The sequence below is a fragment of the Pelagerythrobacter aerophilus genome (assembly GCF_003581645.1).
Taxonomy (GTDB): domain Bacteria; phylum Pseudomonadota; class Alphaproteobacteria; order Sphingomonadales; family Sphingomonadaceae; genus Pelagerythrobacter; species Pelagerythrobacter aerophilus.
In genome coordinates, this window is sequence record NZ_QXFK01000018.1 from 201,403 (window position 1) to 227,500 (window position 26,098).

Annotated in this window: 16 protein-coding genes, 1 tRNA gene and 2 rRNA genes (1 of these 19 cut by a window edge); 9 read left to right on the plus strand and 10 right to left on the minus strand. The window is 65.5% G+C overall.

Annotated features, from left to right (window positions below):
- Positions 1-29: 29 nt before the first annotated feature.
- Genes D2V04_RS11775 through D2V04_RS11795 form a run of 5 tightly spaced genes read left to right on the plus strand, consistent with a single transcriptional unit; the run spans position 30 to position 6,589 of the window.
- Positions 30-3,017 (plus strand): TonB-dependent receptor domain-containing protein, encoded by a 2,988-nt coding sequence (locus D2V04_RS11775; protein ID WP_182849744.1) that lies wholly within the window; start codon positions 30-32, stop codon positions 3,015-3,017.
- Positions 3,018-3,059: 42 nt separating this feature from the next.
- On the plus strand, positions 3,060-3,965 hold the full coding sequence (locus D2V04_RS11780; RefSeq protein WP_228766401.1) for an acyl-CoA thioesterase: 906 nt from the start codon (positions 3,060-3,062) through the stop codon (positions 3,963-3,965).
- Positions 3,962-4,996, plus strand: a complete 1,035-nt coding sequence (locus tag D2V04_RS11785) for a phosphotransferase family protein (protein ID WP_119513887.1) — start codon at positions 3,962-3,964, stop codon at positions 4,994-4,996. The genes D2V04_RS11780 and D2V04_RS11785 overlap by 4 nt, the downstream gene beginning before the upstream one ends.
- 19 nt (positions 4,997-5,015) lie before the next feature.
- Positions 5,016-5,780: an SDR family NAD(P)-dependent oxidoreductase gene (locus D2V04_RS11790; RefSeq protein WP_119513888.1), complete on the plus strand. Its 765-nt coding sequence runs from the start codon at positions 5,016-5,018 to the stop codon at positions 5,778-5,780.
- Positions 5,777-6,589 (plus strand): SDR family NAD(P)-dependent oxidoreductase, encoded by an 813-nt coding sequence (locus D2V04_RS11795; protein ID WP_119513889.1) that lies wholly within the window; start codon positions 5,777-5,779, stop codon positions 6,587-6,589. The genes D2V04_RS11790 and D2V04_RS11795 overlap by 4 nt, the downstream gene beginning before the upstream one ends.
- A 13-nt stretch (positions 6,590-6,602) precedes the next feature.
- On the opposite strand, the gene D2V04_RS11800 is transcribed toward D2V04_RS11795, so the two are convergent.
- Both D2V04_RS11800 and D2V04_RS11805 read right to left on the minus strand, forming a co-directional pair.
- A complete protein-coding gene (locus D2V04_RS11800; protein ID WP_228766402.1) occupies positions 6,603-8,312 on the minus strand; it encodes a M61 family metallopeptidase in 1,710 nt (569 codons plus the stop codon).
- 105 nt (positions 8,313-8,417) lie between these two features.
- On the minus strand, positions 8,418-8,891 hold the full coding sequence (locus D2V04_RS11805; protein ID WP_119513891.1) for an Lrp/AsnC family transcriptional regulator: 474 nt from the start codon (positions 8,889-8,891) through the stop codon (positions 8,418-8,420).
- A gap of 115 nt (positions 8,892-9,006) precedes the next feature.
- Between D2V04_RS11805 and D2V04_RS11810 the strand changes: the two genes are divergently transcribed.
- Both D2V04_RS11810 and D2V04_RS11815 read left to right on the plus strand, forming a co-directional pair.
- The gene (locus tag D2V04_RS11810) at positions 9,007-9,960 is read left to right on the plus strand and encodes an ornithine cyclodeaminase family protein (RefSeq protein ID WP_119513892.1); all 954 of its coding nucleotides are present in this window, start codon (positions 9,007-9,009) and stop codon (positions 9,958-9,960) included.
- The gene (locus D2V04_RS11815; RefSeq protein ID WP_119513893.1) at positions 9,960-11,975 is read left to right on the plus strand and encodes an amidohydrolase family protein; all 2,016 of its coding nucleotides are present in this window, start codon (positions 9,960-9,962) and stop codon (positions 11,973-11,975) included. Before D2V04_RS11810 ends, D2V04_RS11815 begins: the two co-directional genes overlap by 1 nt.
- Positions 11,976-11,988: 13 nt before the next feature.
- Here D2V04_RS11815 and D2V04_RS11820 read toward each other — a convergent pair whose 3' ends face one another.
- The 5 genes from D2V04_RS11820 to D2V04_RS11840 form a co-directional block, all read right to left on the minus strand.
- A complete protein-coding gene (locus D2V04_RS11820; RefSeq protein WP_228766403.1) occupies positions 11,989-13,290 on the minus strand; it encodes an APC family permease in 1,302 nt (433 codons plus the stop codon).
- Positions 13,287-14,753, minus strand: a complete 1,467-nt coding sequence (locus D2V04_RS11825) for a S10 family serine carboxypeptidase-like protein (RefSeq protein WP_119513894.1) — start codon at positions 14,751-14,753, stop codon at positions 13,287-13,289. Before D2V04_RS11825 ends, D2V04_RS11820 begins: the two co-directional genes overlap by 4 nt.
- Before the next feature lie 2 nt (positions 14,754-14,755).
- Positions 14,756-15,964, minus strand: a complete 1,209-nt coding sequence (locus tag D2V04_RS11830) for a pyridoxal phosphate-dependent aminotransferase (RefSeq protein WP_119513895.1) — start codon at positions 15,962-15,964, stop codon at positions 14,756-14,758.
- A 67-nt stretch (positions 15,965-16,031) separates the two neighbouring features.
- Positions 16,032-19,079 (minus strand): TonB-dependent receptor domain-containing protein, encoded by a 3,048-nt coding sequence (locus tag D2V04_RS11835; RefSeq protein WP_119513896.1) that lies wholly within the window; start codon positions 19,077-19,079, stop codon positions 16,032-16,034.
- Positions 19,080-19,227: 148 nt separating this feature from the next.
- Positions 19,228-20,655 carry a S10 family serine carboxypeptidase-like protein gene (locus tag D2V04_RS11840; protein WP_228766404.1) on the minus strand — a complete coding sequence of 476 codons (1,428 nt, stop codon included), beginning with the start codon at positions 20,653-20,655 and terminating at the stop codon, positions 19,228-19,230.
- A gap of 314 nt (positions 20,656-20,969) precedes the next feature.
- Between D2V04_RS11840 and D2V04_RS11845 the strand changes: the two genes are divergently transcribed.
- Together D2V04_RS11845 and D2V04_RS11850 are read left to right on the plus strand one after the other, a co-directional pair.
- Positions 20,970-22,043, plus strand: a complete 1,074-nt coding sequence (locus D2V04_RS11845; protein ID WP_228766405.1) for an aminotransferase class V-fold PLP-dependent enzyme — start codon at positions 20,970-20,972, stop codon at positions 22,041-22,043.
- A 30-nt stretch (positions 22,044-22,073) separates the two neighbouring features.
- Positions 22,074-23,582 carry a S10 family serine carboxypeptidase-like protein gene (locus D2V04_RS11850; RefSeq protein WP_228766406.1) on the plus strand — a complete coding sequence of 503 codons (1,509 nt, stop codon included), beginning with the start codon at positions 22,074-22,076 and terminating at the stop codon, positions 23,580-23,582.
- 297 nt (positions 23,583-23,879) lie between these two features.
- Here the strand turns inward: D2V04_RS11850 and D2V04_RS11855 are convergent.
- The 3 genes from D2V04_RS11855 to D2V04_RS11865 all read right to left on the minus strand — a co-directional run.
- A tRNA-Met gene (locus D2V04_RS11855) sits at positions 23,880-23,956 on the minus strand.
- Between the two features lie 165 nt (positions 23,957-24,121).
- Positions 24,122-24,236 (minus strand): 5S ribosomal RNA (gene rrf, locus D2V04_RS11860).
- Positions 24,237-24,353: 117 nt separating this feature from the next.
- Positions 24,354-26,098, minus strand: a 23S ribosomal RNA gene (locus D2V04_RS11865) (it continues 1,048 nt past the right edge of the window).

Sequence of the window (26,098 nt, forward strand, 5' to 3'; positions counted from 1 at the left end):
GAGCACAACGCACAGGAGAGGAGAGGAAGATGAGAAAACACGGTCTTCGGTACACGTGCGCCCTGTCGGCTCTCGTTCTGGGACTCGCCGGCGCCAGTCAGGCCATGGCGCAAGCCGAGTCACAGGACGCCCCGCAAAGCAGCCCGCCTGAAAATCCGGTCATCGTCGTCACCGGCTCGCTTATCCGGGGGACGCCTGAGGACGCGGCCCTGCCGGTCGACGTGATCTCGCAGGAAGAGCTGATAAATCAGGGCTCGCCCACTGCGGTCGACCTCCTCAAGAATCTTCCTGGATCGAGCGGCGTGCTCGGCGATTCGAACCAGTTCGACTCGCGCTCCCAAGGGTCGGAGGGTGTGTCCACGGTGAACTTGCGCGGCCTCGGCCCCTCGCGCACTCTCGTCCTGCTCAACGGTCAGCGGCTCGCCAATACGCCGATCGGGGTGCCTTCCGTCGATGCCAACCTGCTGCCCGCCGCAGCGATCGGGCGGATCGAAGTGCTCAAGGACGGCGCGGCCGCGACTTACGGCTCCGACGCGATCGGCGGCGTGGTCAACTTCATCACCAACAAGCAGCTCGACGGGTTGGTCCTCAGCGGCGACTACCGGTTCATCGACGGCTCCGACGGAGACTGGACCGCTTCGGGCGCGTTCGGCCACGATGGCGATGGGCTGCGCGTGCTGGCAAGCTTCGGCTATCAGCATCGCTCTCCGCTCGCGGCGAGTGAACGCGATTTCGCGGTCCGCCCCTATACCGAGAACCCCGCAGGCGGCTTCACCGAAGGGGGGAACCCCGGTGCCTTCCTGCCTTTCGCCTTCTATCCCGGAACCTTCATTGGCCTGACTGGTGGCTTCCAGGTCGACCGCGGGTGCGATGACCTGGGCGGCATTCCGGTCAACAATTCGACCCCTACGGACATCGACAGCGCGACCCGCTGCGCCAGTCAATACACGCCGTTCGATCTGCTGGTGGAGAAGGAAGACCGCTGGCAGGCCTATCTGGAAACCGAGATCGACCTGACGGACCAGATCGTGGCAGAGTTTTCCGGCTTGCTCGGACACACGTCGATCTCGGCCAACTCCTCGCCGACCTACCTTATTCTCAACACGCCAACGCCGGGCCTGGCAAACCCGATCGGCTCCCAGTTCTGGGTTCCGCCCAACAATCCGGGCCTGATCGCCTACCGGGCGGCCAATCCGGACCAGTTTCCTTCGGGAGCAAACAGCGCGCTCCTCGCGGCGGGCGTGTTCCGCGCGGCCTTGCTCGGCGGCAATCCGCTGTTCCAGGACCAGAACGGGATCGACGGTGCCGCACCCGCAACCCGCGACAGCGAATCGATGCGCTTTACCGGTGCGGTGCGCGGGAGCCATTCGGACGCGTTCAACTGGGAACTGAGCGGCACCTGGCACAAGTACATCCGCGAATCGACAGGCTACGACACGGTCATCGACAGGGTGCAGCTCGCGCTGCGAGGCCTCGGCGGCGAGGATTGCGACCCCTTGACCGGTACGCCCGGCGTCGGTCCGTGCATGTTCTACAACCCGTTCTCGAACGCGATCGAGGCAAATGCGGTCACCGGCGAGACCAACCCGGGTTACAATGCGGCGGTCGCCAACGATCCTGCGGTCTTCGACTACTTCACGAAGAAATCGTCCAGCCGCATTTCCAACGAACTCAAAGTCGCGAGCCTGGTGTTCAGCGGCAACACCGGGATCAGCCTCGGCGGGGGCAACGGGATCGGCTACGCTCTGGGCGCCCAGTATCGCCGTAACGACTACGACGCGACCTACGGCCCGTACAACAATCTCGACATCTACCCCTGCCCCGGATCGCTCGATTTCGGCGTGGAGGACTGCGCACGCCCGATCGGGCTGTTCGGTTTCCTCGGCTCCGACCAGGCCAATTCCAGTACGCAGGACGTCTACGCCTTCTTCGGCGAGCTGCAGATCCCGATCGGGGATCGGATCGATATCCAGCTCGCCGCCCGCTACGAGGACTACGGCGGGTCCGTCGGCTCCACCTTCGATCCGAAGGCAAGCGCTCGCGTCCAGGTGACGGACTGGCTGGCGCTGCGAGGGTCTTACCAGACGACGTTCCGCGCACCGCCGTCGACCTATCTCACTGCCGGCGATTATCTCACCTCGCTGCAGTTCGTCGGTGGCTCGTTCCGCGCAGTGCGGGTGAACGACGACCCGTCGCTCATTCCCGAGAGCGCGGAAAGCTATGGAGGCGGCGTGCTGCTGGAACTCGGCGGCTTCCGCGCGAGCGTCGACTACTGGCACTACGACTTCTCGGACGACATCGTCGCCGAGCCGCTATCGGGCCTCCTCAATTCCGTGTTCAACAGCACGGACGGATCGAGCACCCCCGGCACGGCGGTGGCCGATTGCTCAAATCCGCTGGCGAGCCGCTTCACGTTCTCCGGCGGACCGGCGAACGGTGGCTGCGGTACGCTTACGCCGACGCTGGCGGACGTGACGACGATCGACACCTTCTACACCAACGGGGCAGGCCTCTCGACCTCCGGACTCGACTTCATGGCGAGCTATCGTGACGAGTTCGGCTCTCGCGGGACTTGGGGCCTGGGCGTCACCGGCAGTTACGTGATCGATTTCCAGACCAACGACTTCTTCATTGGGGAGGACCTTATCCAGCCGGGCTTCTCGGCGGTCGGCAAACTCAACTACCAGACCACCGCCTATCCGCTGCCGGAAGTGAAGCTGAACGGATACGTGGACGTAGGTTGGGACCGCCACAACGCGCGGCTGACGGTCACCCATATCGAGGGATATACCGATCAGCGGCTTGCGCCGGGCACCCCGGGCCATGACATCCCGAGCTTCACGACGCTCGATTTCACGGTGCGGATCGGGCTGCCGGCGGAGACCGATCTGACGCTCTCGGTCCTCAACCTGCTCGACAAGGACCCGGGGTTCGCCGCGCTCGACTACAGTTACGACCCTTTCACCGCGAACCCGCTGGGCCGCAACTTCAAGATCGGAATCCGCAAGGCGTTCTGAGACCCGCTCGCTCGAACAAGCGGATGAAATGCCGGAGACTACGTGAACGACCAGATTGCGATTGATCTCGCCTCCCTCCTCGCCCCGCGCGAGGCGGGGGGCGATGGACGCTGGACCGGTGCGCCTGGCCCGGCGATGGGACCGCGCCTGTTCGGCGGGCAGGCGATTGCCCAGGCGCTGATGGCCGCGTCGCAAGAGGAGGACGCGGATCGGCTCGCGCATTCGCTGCACTGCTACTTCCTGAAGCCGGGCATGGCGGACGAGCCGGTCGATTATCAGGTGACGCACCTTACGGCAGGTCGCAGCTTCGCCACCCGGCGGGTCGAAGCGTCGCAGGGAGACCTGCTGATCTTCTCGATGATCGCCTCGTTCCACCGGCCGGAGCCGGGCTTCCGTCATGCGCTGGACTGCCCCTTTCCGCTTGATGTCGAGGGCGCGCTCGCCAGCCTGGGTGAGTGGAAGGAACGCCGCGCCGATCCCGACGATCATCCGATTGCCGATCGGCTGCAGCGGCGGCCGATCGAGATCGTCCCGCTCGATCCGTCGGCGGTATTCGGCCGGCGCCCGCGCGAGCCGCGGACGGCCTCGTGGATGCGAATGCGTGTGCCGGCTCGCGCTGGGCCCGCCATGCAGCGCGCGTTGCTCGCCTATGCCTCGGACATGATGTTCCTCCGGACCGCGATGTTGCCGCACGGTATCCGGCCTGGAGGATACGAAGTTCAGGCGACGAGCCTCGATCATGCGGTCTGGTTTCACGAGACGCCGGACTTCGACCGGTGGCACCTGTTCGTCGCCGACAGCCCCTGGGCCGGCGCCGCGCGGGGTCTCAGCCGCGGACACTTCTTCGCGGAGGACGGCCGGATGATCGCGACAGTGCAACAGGAGAGCCTGATGCGGCCTCGTGGCGAAGCGCTGGAGCGGGTGATGCAGCAGGATGGCGAAGCATGAGCGATGAGCCGTTCGCCGATCTCGACGGGGCCGCGCTCGAGCGCTGGCTGGGCGAGGCCGCGCCAGGGTTTGGTGCGGTGCGCAGCATCGAGAAGTTTCCCGGCGGCCAGTCGAACCCGACCTACCGCGTCGAGACCGAGAGGGGGCCACTGGTCCTCAGGCGCAAGCCTTTCGGCAAGCTGCTCCCCTCCGCGCACGCGGTCGAGCGCGAGCATCGCCTGATTTCAGCTCTCCATCCCACCGGGGTGCCGGTCGCCGCGCCGGTGGCACTGTGCGAGAATCCGGAGATCATCGGCGCCCCGTTCTATTTGATGGAACTGGTCGAAGGCCGCACCTTCTGGAGCGGCGCCCTGCCCGACTGCACGCCCGAAGAGCGCGGCGCGATCTACCGCGCGATGATCGACACGCTGGCGAAGCTCCATGCGGTCGATCCGGTCGCGGTCGGCCTCGGCGACTACGGTGCGCCGGGCAATTACTTCGCACGTCAGGTCGGCCGCTGGACCAAGCAGTACCGCATGGCGCAAACCGACGATATTGCCGAGGTCGAACGCCTGATCGAGTGGCTTCCGGCGACCCTGCCGCAGCAGGATCGCACGTCGATCATCCACGGCGACTACCGCATCGACAACATGATCTACGCGCCCGACCGGCCCGAAATTCTCGCAGTGATCGACTGGGAGCTCTCGACGCTCGGCGATCCACTGGCCGACTTCGCCTACCTTGCGATGAACTGGGCGATGCCCCACGGTGAGCGCGGCGCGCAGCTCGGCGGGCTCGATCTGCCGGCGCTCGGCATTCCCACGCTGGAGGAGGCGACCGAACGCTATTGCGAGGCGACGGGCCGCACTTCGGTGCCCGACCTCAACTGGTTTTTCGCCTACAACCTGTTTCGGCTGGTAGGGATCATCCAGGGAATCAAGAAGCGCGCGATCGACGGCAATGCCTCAAGCGCCAATGCCGAAGCCGCGGCTGCGCGCATCGTCCCGCTCGCCCGGCAGGCCTGGGGCTTTGCCGAGCGCGCGGCCGTATGACAATCGAAGGGAGTTCTGGATGTCGCTATTCGATCTGACCGGCAAGGTCGCCATCGTCACCGGGTCCAGCCGCGGCATAGGGCGGGCGATCGCCGAAGAACTGGCTACGCAAGGCGCCCGGGTGGTGATCTCGAGCCGCAAGCAGGAAGCCTGTGACGAGGTCGCAGCGGAGATCAATGCCGCACATGGCGACGGCTCGGCCGTGGCGATTGCCGCCAGCATCTCCGACAAAGTGCAATTGCAGGACCTGTTCGCGCGCGCGAAGGAGCAACTCGGCCCGGTCGACATCCTCGTCTGCAATGCGGCCAGCAATCCCTACTACGGCTCGATGGACGGGATTGAGGACGAGCAGTTCCGCAAGGTGCTCGACAACAACATCCTCTCGAACCACTGGCTGATACAGCTGGCCCTGCCCGACATGCGCGCAAAGGGCGACGGTGCGATCATCGTCGTCAGCTCGATCGGCGGCCTGCGCGGTTCGCCGACGATCGGGGCCTACAACGTTTCGAAGGCGGCAGACTTCCAGCTCGTGCGCAACTATGCGGTCGAGAACGGCGAGCATGGCATACGCGTCAACGCCATCGCGCCAGGTCTGGTAAAGACCGACTTCGCCCGCGCCCTGTGGGAGAACCCCAAGGCACTCGCCGCGACCGAGGCGCGCCTGCCCATGCGCCGCATCGGTGAGCCGCGCGACATCGCCGGCGCCGCGGTCTATCTCTCCTCGCCTGCCGCCAAGTGGACCACGGGCCAGATGATCGTGGTCGACGGAGGCGCGACGATATGAGCGCGCGGCTCGCCGGCAAGGTGGCGGTCGTGACCGGTGCCGCTTCGGGCATCGGTCGGGCGAGCGCGCTACTGTTCGCGCAGGAAGGCGCGCAGGTTGTCGCGTTCGATCGCTCCGAAGCCGTGCATGAGACCGCGGACGCCGTGCGCGATCACGGCGGCCTGGCAGTGGCCATAACGGGCGACGCGGGCGCGGAAGACGACGTCGAGTCGCTCGTTGAGACCGCCCGCAGGGAGTTCGGCGCGCTCCACCTGTTTTTCGCCAATGCGGGCATCACCGGCGGCATACGGGGCGGCTTCTTCGACGCCAGCCCCGAGGACTGGACCGAGGTTCTGCGCGTCAACCTCATCGGACCCTTCCTCGCGGTAAAGCACGCCGCGCCCGCCATCCGCGACTGTGGTGGCGGGGCGATCCTGTGCACGGCCTCGGTTGCCGGGCTGCGCTCGGGTGCCGGACCGGCGCAGTATTCGGCGAGCAAGGCGGGCGTGATCAATCTGGTGCAGACAGCCGCCCAGCAGCTTGCCGGCACCGGTGTGCGGATCAACGCCGTGCTTCCTGGCCTCACCGAAACGGGCATGACCCGGCCGCTCTACGAAGGTGCACGGGCGGCGGGCAAGGAAGACCGGATCGGGCAGTTGAACCCGCTGCTGCGCGGCGGACAGCCGGAGGAGATCGCGGCCGCGGCGCTGTTCCTGCTGTCGGACGAAGCCAGCTACGTCAACGGACAAGCGCTGGCGGTCGATGGCGGGCTGTCGAGCTCCCACCCGACCTCGCGCCCGCCGGGCGATTCGAACCGTCCCAGTTCCTAGGGCCCTCAGCCGATCAGGAGTTGCAGGAGCCGGCCCCTGTCTTCTCCCATTGGTAGGCATCGACCGTTTCGCCGCGCGGCTGGTAGCGGATCGTCAGCTTCTCGCTGCCTCGCTGCACCTCGAGTGTGAGAAACGCCTCCTGGTCCGCCTGGAGGCCGTCCTGCGAAAACGTGTTCGTGATCACGTCGCCTTCACGCAGGCCCGCCTTTTGCGCTTCGGAACCCGCCTTCAGGCCCCGCACTGCCCGCGGATCGCTCAGCAGCGACGCCGGATCGAAGCCGAGATCGAAACGCCGCAGCGGCTCTGTGGTGCGCTGGAAGCACGGACCGAACGCGTCCGTGGGGGGGAGAACCGTCCTGCCGGCCAGCATGGCCTCGAAATCGTCGATCCCCGCCTGACCGAGTTCTTCCCGGAGCAGGCGGCGCCACAGCGCCTCGTCCATCGGCCGTCCGGCCCGGCGCTCCGCCAGCATCGCGCGCACCATGTCGTCGAGCGACCGCTTGCCGCCCGACGCTTCGCGCACTTTCGCATCGAGACTGGCGAAGTAGAGCGAGCCGCGGTCATAGGGCAGGACCCGGATACGGGTGTCGCGCCAGAAGCCGGCCGGAATCTCGGCGTTGGGCGTCGCGATCATCACGTTGGTGTAGTAGCGCCCGGCCGTCTTGTTCAGGTCGTCGAGAAAGGCATCGGCATCGATCAGCCCTGCGCGATAGGGCAGCATCCGCTGATAGTGGACCGCCAGTCCTTCGCCGAACCAGCTCTGGTCGAGGCCGCCAGGGCGATCCATCGACTCGTCGAGCGAACGGACCCAGGCATGCAGCATCTCGTGCGCCAGGAGCCCGCGCAGGTCGTCGATCTCGGACTTGGGGCCGTAGGTGAAAGCGAAGCTGTCGGTCAGGCCGATGCCGCTGCCGGGATTGTCCGGATTCGGGCGGGCGAAGACGCCGAAACTCGATGCGGCTTCGCCGAAGAACTCGCCATAGAAGCCGTGGAGTCCTGCTGCCCACTTCATAAGCTCGTCGGTCGGGAATGGCGGATCGCCGGCCCAGCCGGCAAAGAACCCGCCGCTGTCCGACCGGTACGTGCCCGCGCGCCCTCCGATGTAGTAAGTCGACGCGATCCGTGCGGGCGTCAGCGGTGTGGTGCTCTGCACATCGCCGATCCCGAAGCTCGAGACCCCGGTCGCCCCGGGGGCCATGGCCGAGAGGTCCCAGTCGACCGTTACCCGCCGAGCAGTCTCGTCGGCGGGCAGCATAAGGAAAGCATTCCCGGCCCCCGAGAAGCTTTCGTGGCCCGTCCGCAGTTCGTATTGCGGACGGCTGATGAACGGGCGGGCGGCATCGATCGTGACGCGATAGCGCAGGGTGAGCGGCCCTTCGATCGCGCGATCGGCATGCCACAACCGGGTGCGGTTGGAATCGTCCGTCGCTTCGTCGGTCGGCGTCAGAATGACGACGCCGCGTGCGTCGCGCGCGGTCAGCCCCTCGATATCGTCCGCACTGGTCACCACGGTATTCGCCTCGATCGGCAACTCGACGACCGGCGTTCCGGGCCCACCCTCGATACCCTCGGCAAGGATGGTCAGGTCGAGTGCAGGAATGGCCCCTTCGGCATTCGCGGCCTCGGGACGGATCGTGATCGTGATAGCGGGCGCTTCGACGGGCGTCGCCGCGAAGACCGGTGCTGCGCCGAGCGCGCAGATCGTCAGCAGAATTCCCCTCACCGCATTCTTCTCCCACTCATTGTGCGGCGAATCTACGGCACTGCGGGCGCATGATCGCAGTCGTTCTCCGTTCGGGCCGGCCGAACCCGGCATAGACTATGCGAACTACAACGATGGCAGCGGCAAGCGGTGGGTGCACTTGATCTCGGACAAGGTCGCTGTCGAACGAACGTCCTGGACCCCCGGAAGGCGCAGGAGGGTGCGGAAGGTGAAGGCCTGATACCACCCCATGCTGGGAGCGAGCACCTTCAGCATCACGTCCATCTCGCCGAACAGGGTATAAGCTTCGGTAATCTCGGGAATATCCTCGATCGCCTGCGTGAACCGATCACGCTCTTCGTCGGTCAGCCGGCCCATCTGGAGCTGCGCGAAGATATACATGCTTTCGCCCAGCTTTTCCCGGTCGAGCACGGCGACCTGCGCTTTGACATATCCCTTCGCCTTGAGGCGCTGCATTCGGCGCCAGCAGGGGGATTGCGACAGGCCCACCCGCTCGGCGATTTCGCTGGACGATTCCGACGCGTCGAGCTGCAGGCGGTCGAGTATCTTGAGATCGAGACGGTCGAGTTCATCGGCCATGGTTATGCTCCGGTTTCGTGGAGAGCGCATCATTCATGCGCCAGCTTTAGAAAGCGAGGAACCTTCGGGCAAGTTTTGCCGCAGTTGAAGAAATAGGTTCGGCGAGGGAGGATCAATGGACCGCAACGACCTGACTGTCATCGACGCCGCCGAAGTGCGGCGACGGCTGGACTATCCCTCTTGCATCGAGGCGATGCGCGGCGCGATGCGCGCGCTCTCCGCCGGGACGACGCGCCAGCTATTGCGGACGATGATTTCGCTGGGCGAAGCGCGCACGTTCGCTCAGATGCCCGGAGCGCTCGGCCCGCGCGAGATGTTCGGCGCCAAGCTGGTCAGCGTGTTCGGCGATCCTGCAGCGCCGGGACGGCGGCGCCACCGCGGCGTGATCGTGCTGTTCGAGCCCGAGGAAGGAAAGCCGGTCGCGATCGTCGATGCCGAAGAGATCACGCATATCCGCACCGCCGCGGCAACCGCGATGGCGACCGACGCGCTCGCCCGCGGGGATGCGAGCACGCTGCTGATCGTCGGTACGGGCGGACAGGCGCGGACGCACCTCGAAGCGATGCCGCAAGTCCGACCCTTCCGCCGGGTCCTGATCTGGGGGCGCGATCCCGCTAAGGCCGCAGCTCTCGCTGCCGACTACTCGTGCATCGAAGCGCAGGCTGTCGAGGATCTCCCCGGCGCCGCGGCGGAGGCAGATGTGATCTGCACGCTGACGGCGGCGTCCCAGCCCGTGCTGCGAGGCGAATGGGTCCGACCGGGTACGCACGTCAACCTCGTCGGTTCGAGCGGCCCTGGCCCCGTGGAATGCGATCACGAGATGGTCGTACGTGCGCGCTATATCGCAGACAGTCGCGCGTCCGCCCTCGACGCCGCGGCCGAATTCCTCGACGCCCGCGCCGCGGGCCTGGTCGACGATAGCCACATCGTCGGCGAAATCGGCGAGGTCCTGCTCGGCACGGTCGCCGGCCGGACCAGTGCCGATGATATCACCCTTTACAAGTCGCTCGGCCATGCGGTGCAGGACCTTGCCGCCGCCGCCTACGTCTATCGGAGCCTGAACACCTGATGCACCATTACCCCCTCCGCGCCCTCCTCGCGGCATCCACTCTCCTCGCCGCCCTGCCGGCTCATGCGGAAACAGTGCGCTGGTCGGTTATCGCCAGTGGCGAGAAAGTCGGCTTCGTCGAAGCGGACGAGCAGGGCTCCACCGTCAGCATCAGCTATGACGTGAAGAACAACGGGCGCGGGCCGACTACGACCGAGGAGATCGAACTCGGCGCCGACGGCCTGCCTGTGCGCTGGGCGATCGATGGAACCTCCACCTTCGGCAGCGAGGTGCGCGAACGGTTCGCACGCGACGGGCAGACCGTCCGCTGGACCGACTCCACGGGCACGCAAGAGAAGGGCCAGGCCAATACCGCGCTCTATATCGCGCAGAACGGCAGCCCATGGGCGCTCGGCCTCTATGCCCGCGCGCTTCTGAAGGACGACGATCGGCGCATGGCGGCGCTGCCCGGCGGCGAGCTGCAGCTCGAAGCGCTGGGCGAGACCGGGGTGGGAGGCACGACCTACCGGGCCTTCTCCATCAGCGGAATTGATCTGTCGCCCGAACTGATCCTCCTGGACGAGCAGGGGCGCCTCTTCGCCCGCATCGACACCGACGGCGCGACCGTGCGCGAAGGTGCCGAAGCGACCGTGCCGGAGCTTACCGAGCTGGCGACGCGGCTGACCGACGAGCGCTTCGCCGCGCTCCAGAAGCGGTTCGCACACACTCTCGATCGGCCGATGCGCATCCGCAACGTTCGCGTGTTCGATCCGAAAGCCGGCAAGCTCGGCGATCCCGTATCGATCGTCGTATCGGGTGAGCGGATCGCGGGCATTCAGCCGCTCGACGCGCCGGCCACCCCCGGCGAGATCGTCGTCGACGGCGAAGGCGGAACGATCCTTCCCGGCCTGCATGATATGCACGCCCACGTCTCGCCGCAATCGGCCCTGCTCTATCTCGCGGCCGGGGTGACCTCGATCCGCGACATGGGGAACGACAACGCCGTTCTCGATGGTTTGATGGAGCAGATCGAGAACGGGACCGTCGCCGGGCCACGCATCGTGCGCAACGGCTTCCTCGAAGGGCGCAGCAGCTACTCCGCCCGCAACGGCATCATCGCCGAGAGCGAGGCCGAAGCGGTCGAGGCCGTGCGGTGGTACGCCGCGCGCGGCTATTGGCAGATCAAGATCTACAACTCGATGAATCCCGACTGGATTCCCGCGGTCGTCCGCGAAGCGCGCCGGCTGGGCATGGGCGTGACCGGGCATATCCCGGCCTTCACCAATGCCGATGCGATGATCGCTGCGGGCTACGATGAGGTGACGCACATCAACCAGCTTATGCTGGGCTGGGTGCTCGATCCGAAGGAAGACACCCGCACCCCGCTGCGCTTGACCGCCATGAGGCGGACGGCCGATCTGGACCTCGCCTCACCCCGCGTGCAGCAGACGATCGAAGCGATGGCGACGCACGACATCGCGCTCGACCCGACCGCCGTGACGCTCGAACTGCTGATGCTGAGCCGCGACGGGAAGCCGAGCCCGGCAGTCGCGAACTACATCGATCATCTGCCGATCGCGCTCCAGCGCCGCCGGCGCCAGGGTATCGCACCGATCGAGACGCCTGCCGATGCGGCCGCTTACGAAGGCGCGTTCGTCAAGATCAAGGAACTGATCATGCGTCTGCACGATCGCGGCGTGCGCCTTCTGCCCGGCACCGACGACGCCACGGGCCTGTCCCTCCACCGCGAACTGCAAATCTACGGCGAGGCCGGGATCGCGCCAGCGGAAGTGCTGCGGCTCGGCACGCTGGCGCCGGAGGTCTACATGGGCCGCGACCAGAACCTCGGCTCGGTCGAGCGCGGCAAGTATGCGGACTTCCTGCTGCTGCCGGGCAATCCGCTCGAGGACCTGCGCGAGTTGCACCGAATCGCGATGGTGGTGAAAGGAGGAACGATCTACTTCCCGTCGGAGATTCACGCCGCGTTCGGGGTGAAGCCTTTCGCCGAAGCGCCGGTTATCCCCGAACTGAAGTGAACGGCGAGGGCGATTAACGCCCCCGCTGCTTCACCAGATAGTAGACCACGCCCACGGCGAGCCAGCCGCCGAGCAGCGCGTAAGGCCGCCAGTCGGCTTCGAAGCCGACCGCGATCAACGCCAGCGCACAGAGCGCACCGGCAATCGCCATCACGCGCATCCGCGCCGCGGGCGGGCGAAAGCCGGCCTGCACATGAAGTTCTGGATGGTGGCTGGCCACACGCGCGGCGGACAGGCAGATGCTCGCATACTTGAGCAGGTTCGGAATGTTCACTGCGAGGAACAGGAAGGTCAGCTCCATCGGCAGGAACAGCCCCACGCACCCGATTGCGAACACAGCGAGCAGTGCGACGTGCGGCGTGCGCCAACGTGGATGGATGCGACCGAGTGCCGCAGGCAGCACGCCCGCCTCGCCCATGGCGAACAGGCTGCGGCTGAACATGGCGAAGATCGCATTGAGCGACTTGCCGATCGACAGCACCGCAGCAAGGGCGATGACCGGCACGGCCAACGGCCCCATGAACACCCGCGCGGCGTCGAGGATCGGCGCCTCGCTTGCCGCCAGCGCGGGGCCGCCGAGCAGGCCGAGCGCGACGAAGCCGACCGCCAGATAGAGCAGGGTCGCCGACCCGATCGAGAGGGCGATCCCGAGGGGAATGTTGCGGCGGCTGTTGGACACTTCGGCCCCGGCCTCGGTCGCGGCTTCGATCCCGAAGAACAGGCCCATCAGCAGCGGCGCTGCGGCGATCACCCCTCCCCATCCATCGGGCATCAGGGGCTGAAGCCGGTCGAGCGACACTTCGGTTGCCCCGCCCCACACCACGAATACCGCGAACAGCACGAGCATGGCGGAAAGCAGGATTTTCTGCACACGCGCAGCGACGTCGATGCCGAACCAGTTGGCCGCGAGCACCAGGACCATCACGGCGAACATCGTCGGCTTGGTCGGCAGCGGCACCAGCATCGATCCGTAGCGGACCAGCACCAGCGCCAGCACCACGATCGCGCCCATGTTGGCGACAATCCGGGCCCAGGCGATGAAGAACCCGACCGCCGGGTGCAAAAACCGCGCGGGCCAGGCGAACGATGCGCCCGAAACCGGCAGGGCCGACCCGAGATAGGCATAGCTGACCGCGATCAGGTACATCGGCAGCGCCGCCACCAGGACCGACAGCAGCATGCCTGGCCCCGCGATCGCCGCCGCCGGCGCGATGGCCGAGAAGATCGAGACGCCGACCGCCGTGCCCAGCCCGAGCGCGACAACCCCCCAGAGGTCGATCCGCGCGGCAAGCCCCTTCTCGCCGGCATCCGTCACTGCGCAGTATCTCCTTCGATAAAGGCGCGTATGTCGCCGATCATCTGGCGCCAGCTCTCGTCGCCGGAATAGGCGACATGACCGGCGCGGTAGACGTGGTCGACGATCCGCTCACGATCGGCATCCGATTGCGCGATCAGATAATCGGCCGCACCCACGGTGGTCGTCAGATCGTAGAGACCAGTGCCGATGAACAGGCGGAAGCGCGGGTCGCGCTCCATCGCCTGCTCGACGGTTGTCATGAACGGCCAGTCGTTGAACGGCGAATCTCCGGACCCATAGGCCCAGTCGCCCTCGATGCGGGCGATGACACGATAGTCCTCGGCGCCTGGGACGCCTCGGCTAGTCAGCTCGGCAACCATCGCCGCGCCATATAGACCCGACACGGAGGAGAACGCGTCGGGGCCGACCGTGAGTCCGGCGTCCGGAGCACGCGGCGCGGTGTAGCGCGCATCATAACGGCCGAGAACCACGCCCTCCTCGCGCAGCAGCTCGACGCGGAACCGCTCCTTGGAGAGCTTCAGGTCCCACTCCAGCCAGTGGTCCTCCCCGATGCCCGTCAGCTCCCCCAGCCGTCCAGCGATCGCCCGACGCGTCTCGCTGTCGAGCCCACGCCCGCAATAGAGCGCCGCAAGATACTCAGGCCCGAACGCGCTCGCCGCCTTGGCCGATGTGACCGGATCGCACGTGCCGACCTGTCCGTGATAGCAAGCAATCGCAGCAAGCGTGGGCAACGCCACCGGATAGGTCACCACGTTGTCGGGCCGCTGCGAGGTCTCGATCATGTTGAGCGCCTGCCCGATCAGCAACACGCCGGCGAGCCGCACTTCTGGTGCACGCTTGTGAAGCGCTTCGATCATCGCGGTTGCGCGGATCGTGCCGTAGCTTTCGCCGAGGACATAGATCGGCGCCTCCAGTCGGCCGTTGGCGCGCAACCATTCGAGGACCGCCTGCGCCACGGCGTCGGCGTCCCCGTCGACCGAGCGGTACCAATCCATGTCTGCGCCGGCACCGAACGCGGAGAAGCCGGTGCCCGGCGGGTCCAGCATAACCAAGTCGGCCGCGTCGAGCAGCATGTCCGGATTGGCGCCGACCTCAGCCGTCGCTGGCAGGGGCACGGCAGGGTCCTGCGGCACACGGGCGCGCACAGGCCCCAGCGCGCCCATGTGCAGGAACGAGGACGAAGCGCCCGGCCCACCATTGAACGCGAAGAGCACCGCACGATCCGCTACCCCTTGCGCGACATAGGCCATGTACCCGACGCTCGCGTCCTGCTGACGATCCGGGCTCGAGACAGCGATCTCCCCGACATCGGCAGTATAGACGATCGTCCGTCCGGCGACTGTCGTCTCGCCTTGCGCACGGTGGCGGACGTCCTGAGCGACCGCGGCGGAGGAGAGCGTCACCGCCGCAGCCAGCGCGGCGAAGCCTAGTGCTTTCCTGCAGGCGCGTAGCACGTCCATTGTCAGCCTCTCCCGCGTCGATGCTCGCCGTGCGCTCGATAGCGCTTGAGACCGTCGGTCAATGCCTGCAGCCCGTAATCCACATCAGCCGACGCCTGGGCGAAGCCGATCCGGATGTGACCGGGCGCCCCGAAATGCTCGCCCGGCACAACCACGACTCCGCATCGGTCCGCCAGCCATTCGGAGAAATGCTCGGTATTGTCGATCCCGACCGCGCGCGGGAAGGCGATGCATCCGTGCGGTGGCAGGCGCCCGGCCATCAGCCCTTCGGCAAGCCAGTGCGCGTGGTAGGACTCGATGATCGGCCGCGCCTGCTGCAGCACGTCCTCGCGATAGCTCTCGAACCGGTTGCGCTGCTCGAGCACGAGCGCCGCTACGGCATGTGCGAGATTGGAGATGCCGAATTCGACCTCACGGTTCAGCGCGCGGACCGGCTCCATCACGCTCGGATGCGCGACGATCCAGCCGCACCTCAGCGTGCTGAGGCCCCAGATCTTGGTCAGGCTGCTGACGCTGACTAACGCCGGCGACCAGGTACCCGCTGCGGCAGGATTGAATTCGGAGCCGGCATATTCGCCGTACACCTCGTCCACCACCACGACGGCGCCGCGTGCTTCGGCCATCCGAGCGATCGCGGCGAGCGCTTCCGGTGCGATCGCCATGCCGGAAGGATTGTGCAGGTTGGATAGCAGGATGAGCCGCGTCTGCGGTGTCATCGCATGCTCCACCTCGTCCGGATCGATCGTGAAATCGTCGCCGCGGCGGCGGAAACGGTCGACCGGCTTGTTCAGCGACCGGGCGACGGTGTCGAAGAGATCGAAGCCCGGCGTTTCGACGAGAATGCGGTCACCCGGCGCGAGCAACGCCCGGTACAGCAGCGACAGCGCGCCGGTCGCACCGGTCGTGCACAGCACCCGCTCGCGCTCGACTTTGTAACGCGCCGCGAGTTGGTCGATCACGTAGGGATTTCCGCCGGCAAACGCGCTGGCGTAGCGCGTCGTCACTGTCTCGCCGAAAGCTTCGCGAATGATCTCGTGGAGCAGCTCGACCGGTTCGGGCACCGAGCTCTCAAAGAGGCTGATGAGCAGGTTCCGCTCCGACCGGACCTTGCGGATCACGTCGCGTACCCATTGGCTGTACGAGCCGAAGCGTGGAGCGGGCAACGCTTCGCCCGGACCACCGCCTGGCGCGTCTTGATCGAACCGGATCATGCCTCGCCTTCTTCCTGTTCGAGACGCGCCGGGCGCGCTGAGCCCGGCCGGATGCAGGTCGCAGCGGTCACTTGAGGCGGATCTTCACCCCGACGAAGAACCGCCGGCCGAGGATGTCGCCATAGGCGATCTGCGGATAGGACGGCGCCTTGTCCGTCAGGTTGTCGATGCCGCCGCGAAGGACGAAATCCCCGAGATCGAGTTGCGCCGAGACATTGTGCACGGTGTTGCCTTCGAGGATCGGATTGGGATTGTTCTCGATCGTCGCGTCGGGCGCGGCGCGCGTCTCCCCGCGATAGTACGCCTGATAGGTCAGTCGCAGCGGCCCCTTGTCGTATACGACGTTGAATCGCCCGACCCATTCGGGGGTGGTGTGCGTGTCGTCTTCCCGCACGAAGGTCGTGCCGGTAACCGACCGCTCCAGCAGGGTGTTGTGCGTGGCGTTGATCCCCACCCGCACGCGGCCGAGATCGTCCCCGCCGAACCATTCCCCCGGGCGGAAGGCATATTCGACCGCATAGACCTCGCCCCGATACCGAATCTTGCCCGCGTTGATCGTCGTCGTAGTGCCAGTGACGATGGTTCCGCCCGAACTGACACCATTGGGTGCGGCGAGACGGGTGAACGCCGAGCAGATCCCCGCGTCAGGCGTCGCGTCGTCGAAGCAGGTCGCCGCGAAGTCCTCGGTCGTGAATAGCGACAGCCCGTCCTCGAGATCGATCTCGACCCGGTCGGCCGTGATCGTCAGGCCGGGAACGAAGCTTGGCGCCAGGACGATGCCGTATGTGAAGGTGTCGGAAATCTCGTTGCGCAGATCGGGATTGCCGCGCGAGGTGATGAGCGCGCGCTGGAAGTTCTCCGAACCGCTCTGGAAACGGGCCAACCGCTGTTCGGCTGACAGCCCCGCCCCGGTACCATCGGCATCGACGCCGTAGCCCGGATTGGCCTCGAACAGCGCGAGGCAGTTCGCGCGGCGAATGTCGGGATTGGGTCCGCCGACGATACGATCGGCATCGCACGGATCCACGCCCGCGGCATCAAGCCCTTCGCTCGTGGGAACGAGCAACTGGGTCAGCGTCGGCGCACGGAAGTTGCGGCTGCGCGAGGCGCGCAGCGTCACGTCGCGGACCGGCTGCCAGCGCACCCCGAGATCCCACACGTTCTCTTTCCCGGCGAGCGAGTTGTCGACGTAGCGGAACGCGCCCTTGGCCTCGAGCGAGTGAACCAGCGGAAGCGTGAAGCCTTCGCCGACCAGCGGGATCAGCAGTTCGCCCGACAGTTCGTCGGTGTTGTAGCTGCCCGACTGCGGAACCTGCTGAGCGCCCGAACCGAACGAGCCCTCGCGGTTCGCCTGCAGGGGATCGAAACGGGCGCTCTCGTCGCGGTGCTCGTAGGCGGCGCTGAACTGCACGTCGCCTGCCGGCAGCGTGAACAGCGCGCCGCCCAGGGTGGCGAGGAAATCGACCTGTTCGTTGGTCCAGTCGATCCCGGCGATGGTGCTGACGTAGTCGCGCGCCTCGGCGCTGACATTACCATTGCCGAATGGGTTGATCGGCGCGCACGAGGGATCATCGTTCGACGGATCGGCATCGGCATTGATCGCGCAGACGATCTCGCCGCCAGAACGGACCGCATTGATTGCATTGTCGAAGCGGCTGTTGACGACCTGCCAACCGCGGCGCTGGCCGTCGACGCGCGAGTAGCTGCCCGAGATGTCCCAGTAGAATTCCCGGTCACCCACGTCGAAGGTTCCGTCGAGGCCGAGGACCGCGCGGTAGGTTTCGGTCTTGGTGCGCTGCGACGGGTCGGGCACCAGGTCGAGGAACAGCTTCGACAGGAACAGCGGCCGGCCGCCGGCGAAGGCCGGGTTGGCCTCGATCAGGGCGGCGCGCGCCTGGTCGGTCAGGAACGGATTGTTCACTATGAACGCGATCGGCCCCGCGTAGCTGCCGGCGTTGAGCACCGTGCGGCTATTGCCTTGCGGGATCTCGGTCCCCTCGGTCTTGGCGTAGAGCAGCTCGGTCGAGATGCGGACGCGATCGGTGATGTCGTAGTGCCCGATCATCGACCCCGTCAGCCGCTCCACACCCGTGCGCAGGCCGGCGAGCTGCTGGTAGGGGAAACCGTCTCCGCCGCTGGCAAAGGGAATACCCGCCAGCGCGCCAGTGTCGTAAGGCACGATCGATCCGTCCGGTGCAAACTGGATCGGATGACCGTCGAGCTGGGTCAGGAAGCTCGGCGGCGGCGCCGGGTTGGTGAAGACAACACCGTTGGCGTTGAACGGCCAGAAGCGGGCGTTGAAGATTTCCTGGACCGAGGGAATGCCGTCATCCGGCCCTGTGTCGTCGGGATTGTTGACCGTCAATCGCCCGAGGTTCGACAGCTGGCGATCTGTGAAGCGCAGCATCGGCGAACTCGACCAGCCCACGTCGACCGCGACGTTGCCGCGGCCATCGGCGAAGTTGGTTCCAGCCGTGCCGCGCAGAGCGTAAGTTTCGTAGTCGCCCCGGCCGCTAATGCCGGTCTGAGCATCGAGTTCGACACCAGTGAAATCGTCGCGGAGGATATAGTTGACGACACCCGCAATGGCGTCCGAGCCATAGACCGCCGCGCCGCCGCCCTGGTAGACTTCCACCTGCTTGAGCAAGCCGAGCGGAATGATATTGGAATCGACTTGCGCATCGCCCACGCCACCACCGCCGATGCCGGACGTCGACGTCACCATGCGGCGGCCGTTGATCAGCGTAAGCGTCCGCCCCGTCCCGAGCCCGAAGAGGTTGGGAAACTGCTGCCCCGAACCGCTCGACTCGCCGCTGCCGTCGGCCTGGTTGAGCTGCGGGACGACGGAGGGCAGATCGTTCAGAGCCTCGGCGGCGCTGACGTAGCCCCGATCCTCGACTTCCTGCTGTCCCAGGTCGATGATCGGCGAGGCTGTGGTCACGTTCTTGCTGCGGATCCGGGAGCCGGTGACGACGATCACTTCAGCTTCGCCCGCCGCTTCGCCTACGACCGGGCCTCCAATCTCGTCGGCTTCCTGCGCATGAGCGGCCCCGCCCGCCAGTATTGCGGCGGATGCGAGCAGCCGCGCCATGGTGATCGTCATCCTCGTACGCATCCTGCTTCCCCTTCGAATTCGATCTTGTTCCGTTCCGGAAATCGCACCGAAGGATATGCCGAGAGACTGGATTATGGCTGTCGTTCTCTACCCACGCGAGCTCTTCCAAGCATTGAGATCAGCGAGAAGGGCCGCAGCGACGTGAAAATTATTCCTGCTTCTCGGCTCCGAGGAATGCGGCAATGTCGTGTCCGAACGCGACCGCTACGGCAGGCTCATCGTACATCATGTGCCCGCCCGGATAGCAGTGGAGCGCAAACCGCGCGGCCACCGGTGTGGGAAGCGCCGCCACCGTCGCCTCGTTTGCCGCACAACTGTTGAGCGAATCGTAGAGCCCCGCAGCCACGAAGGTGCGCATATCCGGCATCTTCGCCATCGCGCGCAGGGTCCACGGCTGCGAGGGACTGGGCGGCCCTTCCCCCGCCATCGCACGGGCCAGCGATTCGGGCGTGATCGGTGCCTGATCGTACTGCCACTCCGCGCCGACGGGCAGTTCGTCGACCTCGATCCCGGCATACCTCCCCTCGGCATAACGCAGGTGCTCGCGATAATAACGCAGGACTGCCTTGCCTGATGGCGTCGGATCGGCGCCATCGGTGGAGCGCATGTCGAAGACGTCGAGCATCTGCCCAGCCTCCCCCAGCAGTTCGGTGCGGAAAGTGCGCGGCGACACCCAGAGCGTCTCCGGATCGACCGCCTCGGGCGAGAGGCCCTGAAATGCCGCGATACGTCCACGAACCGCTGCCCGCTCCTTGGGCGAAAGCGCAGCCGGATCAACCAACGCGGGAGCATAGACCGCACGTGCAAATCGCTCTGCGCGCTGCAGCACCTGCGGGAGATCGCCCCGCATTTCGGGCGCCAACTTGCCGTGCGCCAGCGCAGTCGCGGCGCGATTGGGAAGCGAAAGCGCGCGCATCAGGTGGCGATCGGGCATGTCGCCCAGCGGAATGCCACCCGAGATCAGGGCGATTCCGGCGACTGGTCGCCCCTGGTCCGCCAGAGCTTCCGCAACGCCGGCCGCTCGCCACGTCCCGAAGCTTTCCCCGACGAGGAATATGGGCGCGTCCGCGCGACCGCTGGTTTCCAGCCACGAGAGAATAAAATCGGTCGTGGCGGCGATGTCCGCGGTCGTCGAGTAGAAGCCGGCGGCCTCGCCTTCACTCTCGGCCCGGCTGAAACCGGTGCCGACCGGGTCGACGAACACCAGATCGCTGACGGCAAGCGGGCTGTCGGGGTTCGCCTCGGCCCGACTATCGCGGATGCGCACCGGTCCGAGCGCGGCAAAATGGAGTAGCCGCGAATCCGCTCCGGGGCCGCCGTTCCACACGAACGCGACCGGGCGCTGCTCGACATCCGAGGAAGCGAGGTAGGCGGTATAGAATATGCGCCCTTGCGCATCGTCGCCATTGTCGACCGCGATCGTTCCTGCGCATGCGAGATAGGGAAGCGTGCCGTCGCGCAGCGTCGCCTCGTGGCCGGTTTCCACCGCATCCGGCGGGCAAGCGGCGGCAGTGGCGACCGAGAGCCATGAGCACACGAGCAGCAGCAGGACTCGCGAAATCGATGTAATGCGCACGATGTAGCTCTCCCGCAGCGATCGCCCCGATCCTACGGCGGAAGGCGCGAATAGATTATTCGCAATCCCCCGCCTGCAAGACGGCTGTGCGTCACCGTCACCGATTTCCGGGCAATGGGAACGCCGTGTTCTATGCGCGCCGCACAGCGTACACTCCGGACATGACGCAATCGGGGAACGGGCTGGAGATGTCGCGCCGTGCGGTGCTCACGGCAGCGGCCGCGCTTCCTGTGGCGGCGAGCGCCAGCGTAGCTGCAAGATTGCCGGACAGATCCGCCTTCGAGGTCGAAGGGGTCTACCTTAATTCTGGGACCATGCATCCGCCAGCGCGCGGCGCCCGGGCGGCCGTGACCGACTACTTCGCGCACCGGGGCACAGCGGCCGATTACCCGATGAGTGCGGTGGAAGAGCGCGTGAAGGAGCGCTTCGCTCGCCTCATCGGCGCGTCGCCGGCCGAGCTCGCCTTCGTCCAGAGCACGACCGCAGGCGAGCAGATGGTGATCGACGCGCTCGACTTGCCGCGTGCGGGTGGGCGCATCGTTACCGACACGCTCCATTTCTTCGGATCGTTCTATCTCTACGAGGAACTGGCGCGCCGCGGAATGGACGTCGCCTGGTTGCGGCCGCGCGAAGGCCGGATCCCCATCGAGGACTACGAACGCGCCATCACCCCCGGAACCCGACTGGTCTCGCTATCGCTGGTCTCGACCTACAACGGCTTCGAGCACGACCTGAAGCGCGTGTGCGAGATCGCCCATGCACGGGGGGCGCTGGTCTATGCCGACATCATTCACGCCGCCGGCGCGGTGCCGGTCGATCTCCACGGCAGCGGCGTCGATTTCGCTGCTACCGCCAGCTACAAGTGGCTGATGGGGGATTTCGGGATCGGCTTCCTCTACGCACGCGCCGACCGGATGGACCTGCTGACGCGCAAGCGCTTCGGCTACTACGGTCTCTCGCGCTTCACCCCGCACGTCTATCCGCTCGACCCGCCGGGCGAGACGATCGCGGACGTTGCCGCGCGCGACGATGCCGAGGGCATGTTCGCCATGGGCACGCGGTCGCACGCCGGCATCGTGCAGCTCGACTGGTCGCTCGGCTATCTGCTCGACCTCGGCGTCGATCGCCTGACCGCGTGGCGCCAGCCCCTGCTGGATCGCCTGCGTAGCGGGTTCGAGGCGAAGGGTTACTCCGTAGTTACGCCGCCGGGCACCCGTGCGCCGCTGATGACCTGCGTTCTGGCCGATGCGCACGCCCGGCTAAGCAATCGGCTGAAGCGCGCCGGAGTGCAGATAACGCTGTCGAAGAACCGCTTCCGCGTGTGCCCTTCGGTGTTCAATGACGCGCAGGACATCGATCGCCTGCTCGACGCTTTACCGCGCGAATAAGAACGCGCGGCCGTTTCCGGGGAGAAAACGATGCCGTTCCGCCGCTGCCTCTTGTCCATCCTGCTCGCCACCGCCGCCGCGCCGGCACTGGCGCAGGACGCTGATGCGCCCATGTCGCCGGCCTTCCTGCGCGCGATGGAGCCGATGGTTCCGCGCGAAGAGGCCACGAGCCGTGTGATCGCGACTGATCATGCTATTGTTCTGGGCGGCAAGCGGATCGGCTACCGCGCCATCGTCAGCGAGCAGCCGCTGCCGGACCCGCAGGGCAAGCCTGCCGTAGTCGCCGTCACCTACGCCTATGTTGCCGAGGGCCTGGGCGATGCCGACACACGGCCGGTGCTGTTCGTGTTCAACGGCGGCCCCGGCGCATCCTCCTCGCCGCTCCATATGCATGCCTTCGGCCCTCGTCGGATCGTCGGAGGGGGAGCCGATATGCGCTTGGCCGACAACCCGTACAGCCTGCTTGATGTCGCGGACCTAGTGTTTATCGACCCACCCGGGACCGGTGCGAGCATGCCAGTGGACGGAGCGGACGCCACTTCGTTCTGGGGCGTCAAGGGCGATGCGCAGGCCGCCATCCGCATCATCGACGAGTGGAAGCGCGCCAACGGCCGCCTTGCTTCCCCGACCGTGCTGGTAGGTGAGAGCTACGGCACCGCGCGCGCGGCCGCTATGCTGAACGAGTTGCAGAGCGAGGAGCGCCCGCTTCCCGATGCGGTCGTGCTGCTGTCCCCCTCGCTGGGCTGGACGGATGGTCCGATCCTCTCGCAGGTGACCACCTTGCCGACGTTTGCGGCGGTGGCCTGGTATCACGACGCCATCGACCGCAGGGGACGCGATGTCGCGGCGCATTTCGCGGCCGCACGGCACTTCGCCGAAACCGACTATGTGAGTGCACTGGCGCAGGGATCGCGCCTTCCCGCGGACGAGCGGCGCCGTGTGGCCGAGAAGCTTTCGACCCTGATCGGATTGCCCGCGAACCAGATCGAAGAGGAGCGGCTACGTATCGGCAAGCTCGACTTCATGCTCTCGCTCCTGGGCAAGAGGGGGCTGCGCACGGGTCAGCTCGATGCGCGGGTCACACGATCGATCGAGGAATCCAAACTACGTCCGCCGTTCGACGATCCGTCGATGTCGCTCGGCAGCGATGGGCCCAACGTGATCGAGCGCTATCTGACCGAGGAGCTCGGCTATTCGCTTCCGAGCGCCTATCGCAGCCTCAATCTCGGCATCAACTTCCAGTGGAATTGGGGCGAAGGCTACGGCGGGAGCTACCACGCAGCTACTTTCGCGCCCTATCTGGCCACCGCGCTCGAGGCGGATCCGTCGATGCGGCTGTTCGTCGCGGGCGGCTACTACGACATCACCACGCCAGTCCACGCCGGACCGTTCGCGCTCGATCAGGCCGGGGTTCCGCGGGATCGGTATGTCCAACGGGGCTATCCGGCCGGGCACTCGATCTTCGAAGACGAGACGCAGCTCGCCGAGTTGGCCGCAGACCTGCGCACCTTCGTTAGCGGGGAGACGCGGTCGAACTGACGGGCGAGGGGGGAGCCGCATCCGGCTCAGGCCGGTAATGCGATCTCGCCGCCGAGAGGCGGATCTAGAACCTCGGGTATTCCACTCGAGACCCCGAAGGAAGCCGCTCACCTTCGAGGCCGGAGATCGGCATCTGACCGCCGGTTCAGCGATGACCACGCGGTCGGAGCTCTGCAATAGCCAGTCGAACGTCGCGTCGGCGTCTGTTCCTCGACCGTGCGAGCGTGCCCCGACCTGCATTCTCGCCGGCGCAGGCATAAAAAAAGCCGCCTCTTTCGAGACGGCTGCTACTTCGGTTGGTTGCGGGGGTTGGATTTGAACCAACGACCTTCAGGTTATGAGCCTGACGAGCTACCGGACTGCTCCACCCCGCGGCACCTGTATGTCGCCTCTGGCGACGGTCTGGCCGGGACAACCCTTGTGAGGTCGATCGGCACGACGTCGATGGTCGAAACCAAAGACGCCAAAAGGGCCTCCCCCCGGACGGGGTGGCCCTCTGACTTGTGAATGGGTTTTTACCGCGCTCCGCCGGCTACAATGCCTGGCGACGACCTACTCTCCCAGCGCTTGAGCGCTAGTACCATCGGCGCTGCCCGGTTTCACGGCCGAGTTCGAGATGGGATCGGGTGGGTCACAGGCGCTAAGGTCACCAAGCAATGAAGCTGGCGGACGCGGTTTTTAAATCGATGCAATCTTTCGGGGCGTATCTGGCCTGACAAGTCCTCCATATCGAGGACAATCCATTCAGGACTGTCGTTGATGGTGGGATTCAACAAGCGCGAACAGAACTATTAGGACCGGTTAGCTCCACGCATTACTGCGCTTCCACACCCGGCCTATCAACGTCATGGTCTATGACGGTTCGATGATTGCTTATCTTGAGGGAGGCTTCCCGCTTAGATGCTTTCAGCGGTTATCCCGTCCATACATAGCTACCCTGCTGCACCGCTGGCGCGATGACAGGTACACCAGAGGTATGTTCACCCCGGTCCTCTCGTACTAGGGGCAACTCCTCTCAACAATCGACGCCCACGGCAGATAGGGACCAAACTGTCTCGCGACGTTCTGAACCCAGCTCACGTACCACTTTAATTGGCGAACAGCCAAACCCTTGGGACCTGCTCCAGCCCCAGGATGTGATGAGCCGACATCGAGGTGCCAAACGATTCCGTCGATATGAGCTCTTGGGAATCATCAGCCTGTTATCCCCGGCGTACCTTTTATCCGTTGAGCGATGGCCCTTCCACGAGGGACCACCGGATCACTATGACCGACTTTCGTCTCTGCTCGACCTGTCGGTCTCGCAGTCAGGCAGGCTTATGCCATTGCACTCTCGCAGCCGGTTTCCAACCGGCCTGAGCCTACCATCGCGCGCCTCCGTTACTCTTTAGGAGGCGACCGCCCCAGTCAAACTACCCGCCACAGAGGGTCCCTGAACCGGATAACGGTTCTAGGTTAGACAGTAGAAAACAACAGGGTGGTATTTCACAGGTTGGCTCCACCCCAGCTGGCGCCGGGGTTTCAAAGCCTCCCACCTATTCTACACAGTTGTTTTCCACTGCCACTCTGAAGCTGCAGTAAAGGTGCACGGGGTCTTTCCGTCTAACCGCGGGTACTCCGCATCTTCACGGAGAATTCAATTTCGCTGAGCATATCCTGGAGACAGTGGGGAAGTCGTTACGCCATTCGTGCAGGTCGGAACTTACCCGACAAGGAATTTCGCTACCTTAGGACCGTTATAGTTACGGCCGCCGTTTACTCGGGCTTCAATTCGGAGCTTGCACTCCTCCTCTTAACCTTCGAGCACCGGGCAGGCGTCACACCCTATACGTCGTCTTGAAGCCGACTTAGCAGAGTGCTGTGTTTTTGCTAAACAGTCGCTACCCCCTGGCCTGTGCCCCCTGCTACTGCTTGCGCAATAACAGGGCCTCCTTCTTCCGAAGGTACGGAGGCAATTTGCCGAGTTCCTTCAGGATACTTCTCTCAAGCGCCTTGGTATACTCTACCTGACCACCTGTGTCGGTTTCGGGTACGGTCTATACGGAGAGGCTATTTCCTGGAACCGCTTGGCTGCCCGACCAATCCAATAAGGTCGAACAACTTCCACGATCCGTCACACATCTCCAGGCCCACGAATATTAACGTGGTTCCCATCGACTACCCCCTTCGGGCTCGTCTTAGGGGCCGGCTCACCCTGCGCCGATTAGCGTTGCGCAGGAACCCTTGGTCTTTCGGCGAGAGGGCATCTCACCCTCTTTGTCGCTACTCATGTCAGCATTCGCACTTCCGATACGTCCACGGTCGGTTACCCTCCCGCTTCACTCGCTTACGGAACGCTCCGCTACCGCTCATAGTAAACTATGAACCCTAAGCTTCGGTGCGTATCTTGAGCCCCGTTACATCTTCGCCGCAGGAACCCTTATTTAGACCAGTGAGCTGTTACGCTTTCTTTAAAGGATGGCTGCTTCTAAGCCAACCTCCTGGTTGTTTTGGGATTCCCACATGCTTTCCCACTT

Excerpts from the sequence above, each read along its gene's own strand:
- D2V04_RS11775 (WP_182849744.1), top strand. The coding sequence starts at position 30 with ATGAGAAAACACGGTCTTCGGTACACGTGCGCCCTGTCGGCTCTCGTT.
- D2V04_RS11785 (WP_119513887.1), top strand. The coding sequence starts at position 3,962 with ATGAGCGATGAGCCGTTCGCCGATCTCGACGGGGCCGCGCTCGAGCGC.
- D2V04_RS11790 (WP_119513888.1), top strand. The coding sequence starts at position 5,016 with ATGTCGCTATTCGATCTGACCGGCAAGGTCGCCATCGTCACCGGGTCC.
- D2V04_RS11795 (WP_119513889.1), top strand. The coding sequence starts at position 5,777 with ATGAGCGCGCGGCTCGCCGGCAAGGTGGCGGTCGTGACCGGTGCCGCT.
- D2V04_RS11805 (WP_119513891.1), bottom strand. The coding sequence starts at position 8,891 with ATGGCCGATGAACTCGACCGTCTCGATCTCAAGATACTCGACCGCCTG.
- D2V04_RS11810 (WP_119513892.1), top strand. The coding sequence starts at position 9,007 with ATGGACCGCAACGACCTGACTGTCATCGACGCCGCCGAAGTGCGGCGA.
- D2V04_RS11815 (WP_119513893.1), top strand. The coding sequence starts at position 9,960 with ATGCACCATTACCCCCTCCGCGCCCTCCTCGCGGCATCCACTCTCCTC.
- D2V04_RS11825 (WP_119513894.1), bottom strand. The coding sequence starts at position 14,753 with ATGGACGTGCTACGCGCCTGCAGGAAAGCACTAGGCTTCGCCGCGCTG.
- D2V04_RS11830 (WP_119513895.1), bottom strand. The coding sequence starts at position 15,964 with ATGATCCGGTTCGATCAAGACGCGCCAGGCGGTGGTCCGGGCGAAGCG.
- D2V04_RS11835 (WP_119513896.1), bottom strand. The coding sequence starts at position 19,079 with ATGCGTACGAGGATGACGATCACCATGGCGCGGCTGCTCGCATCCGCC.
- D2V04_RS11845 (WP_228766405.1), top strand. The coding sequence starts at position 20,970 with ATGCATCCGCCAGCGCGCGGCGCCCGGGCGGCCGTGACCGACTACTTC.
- D2V04_RS11850 (WP_228766406.1), top strand. The coding sequence starts at position 22,074 with ATGCCGTTCCGCCGCTGCCTCTTGTCCATCCTGCTCGCCACCGCCGCC.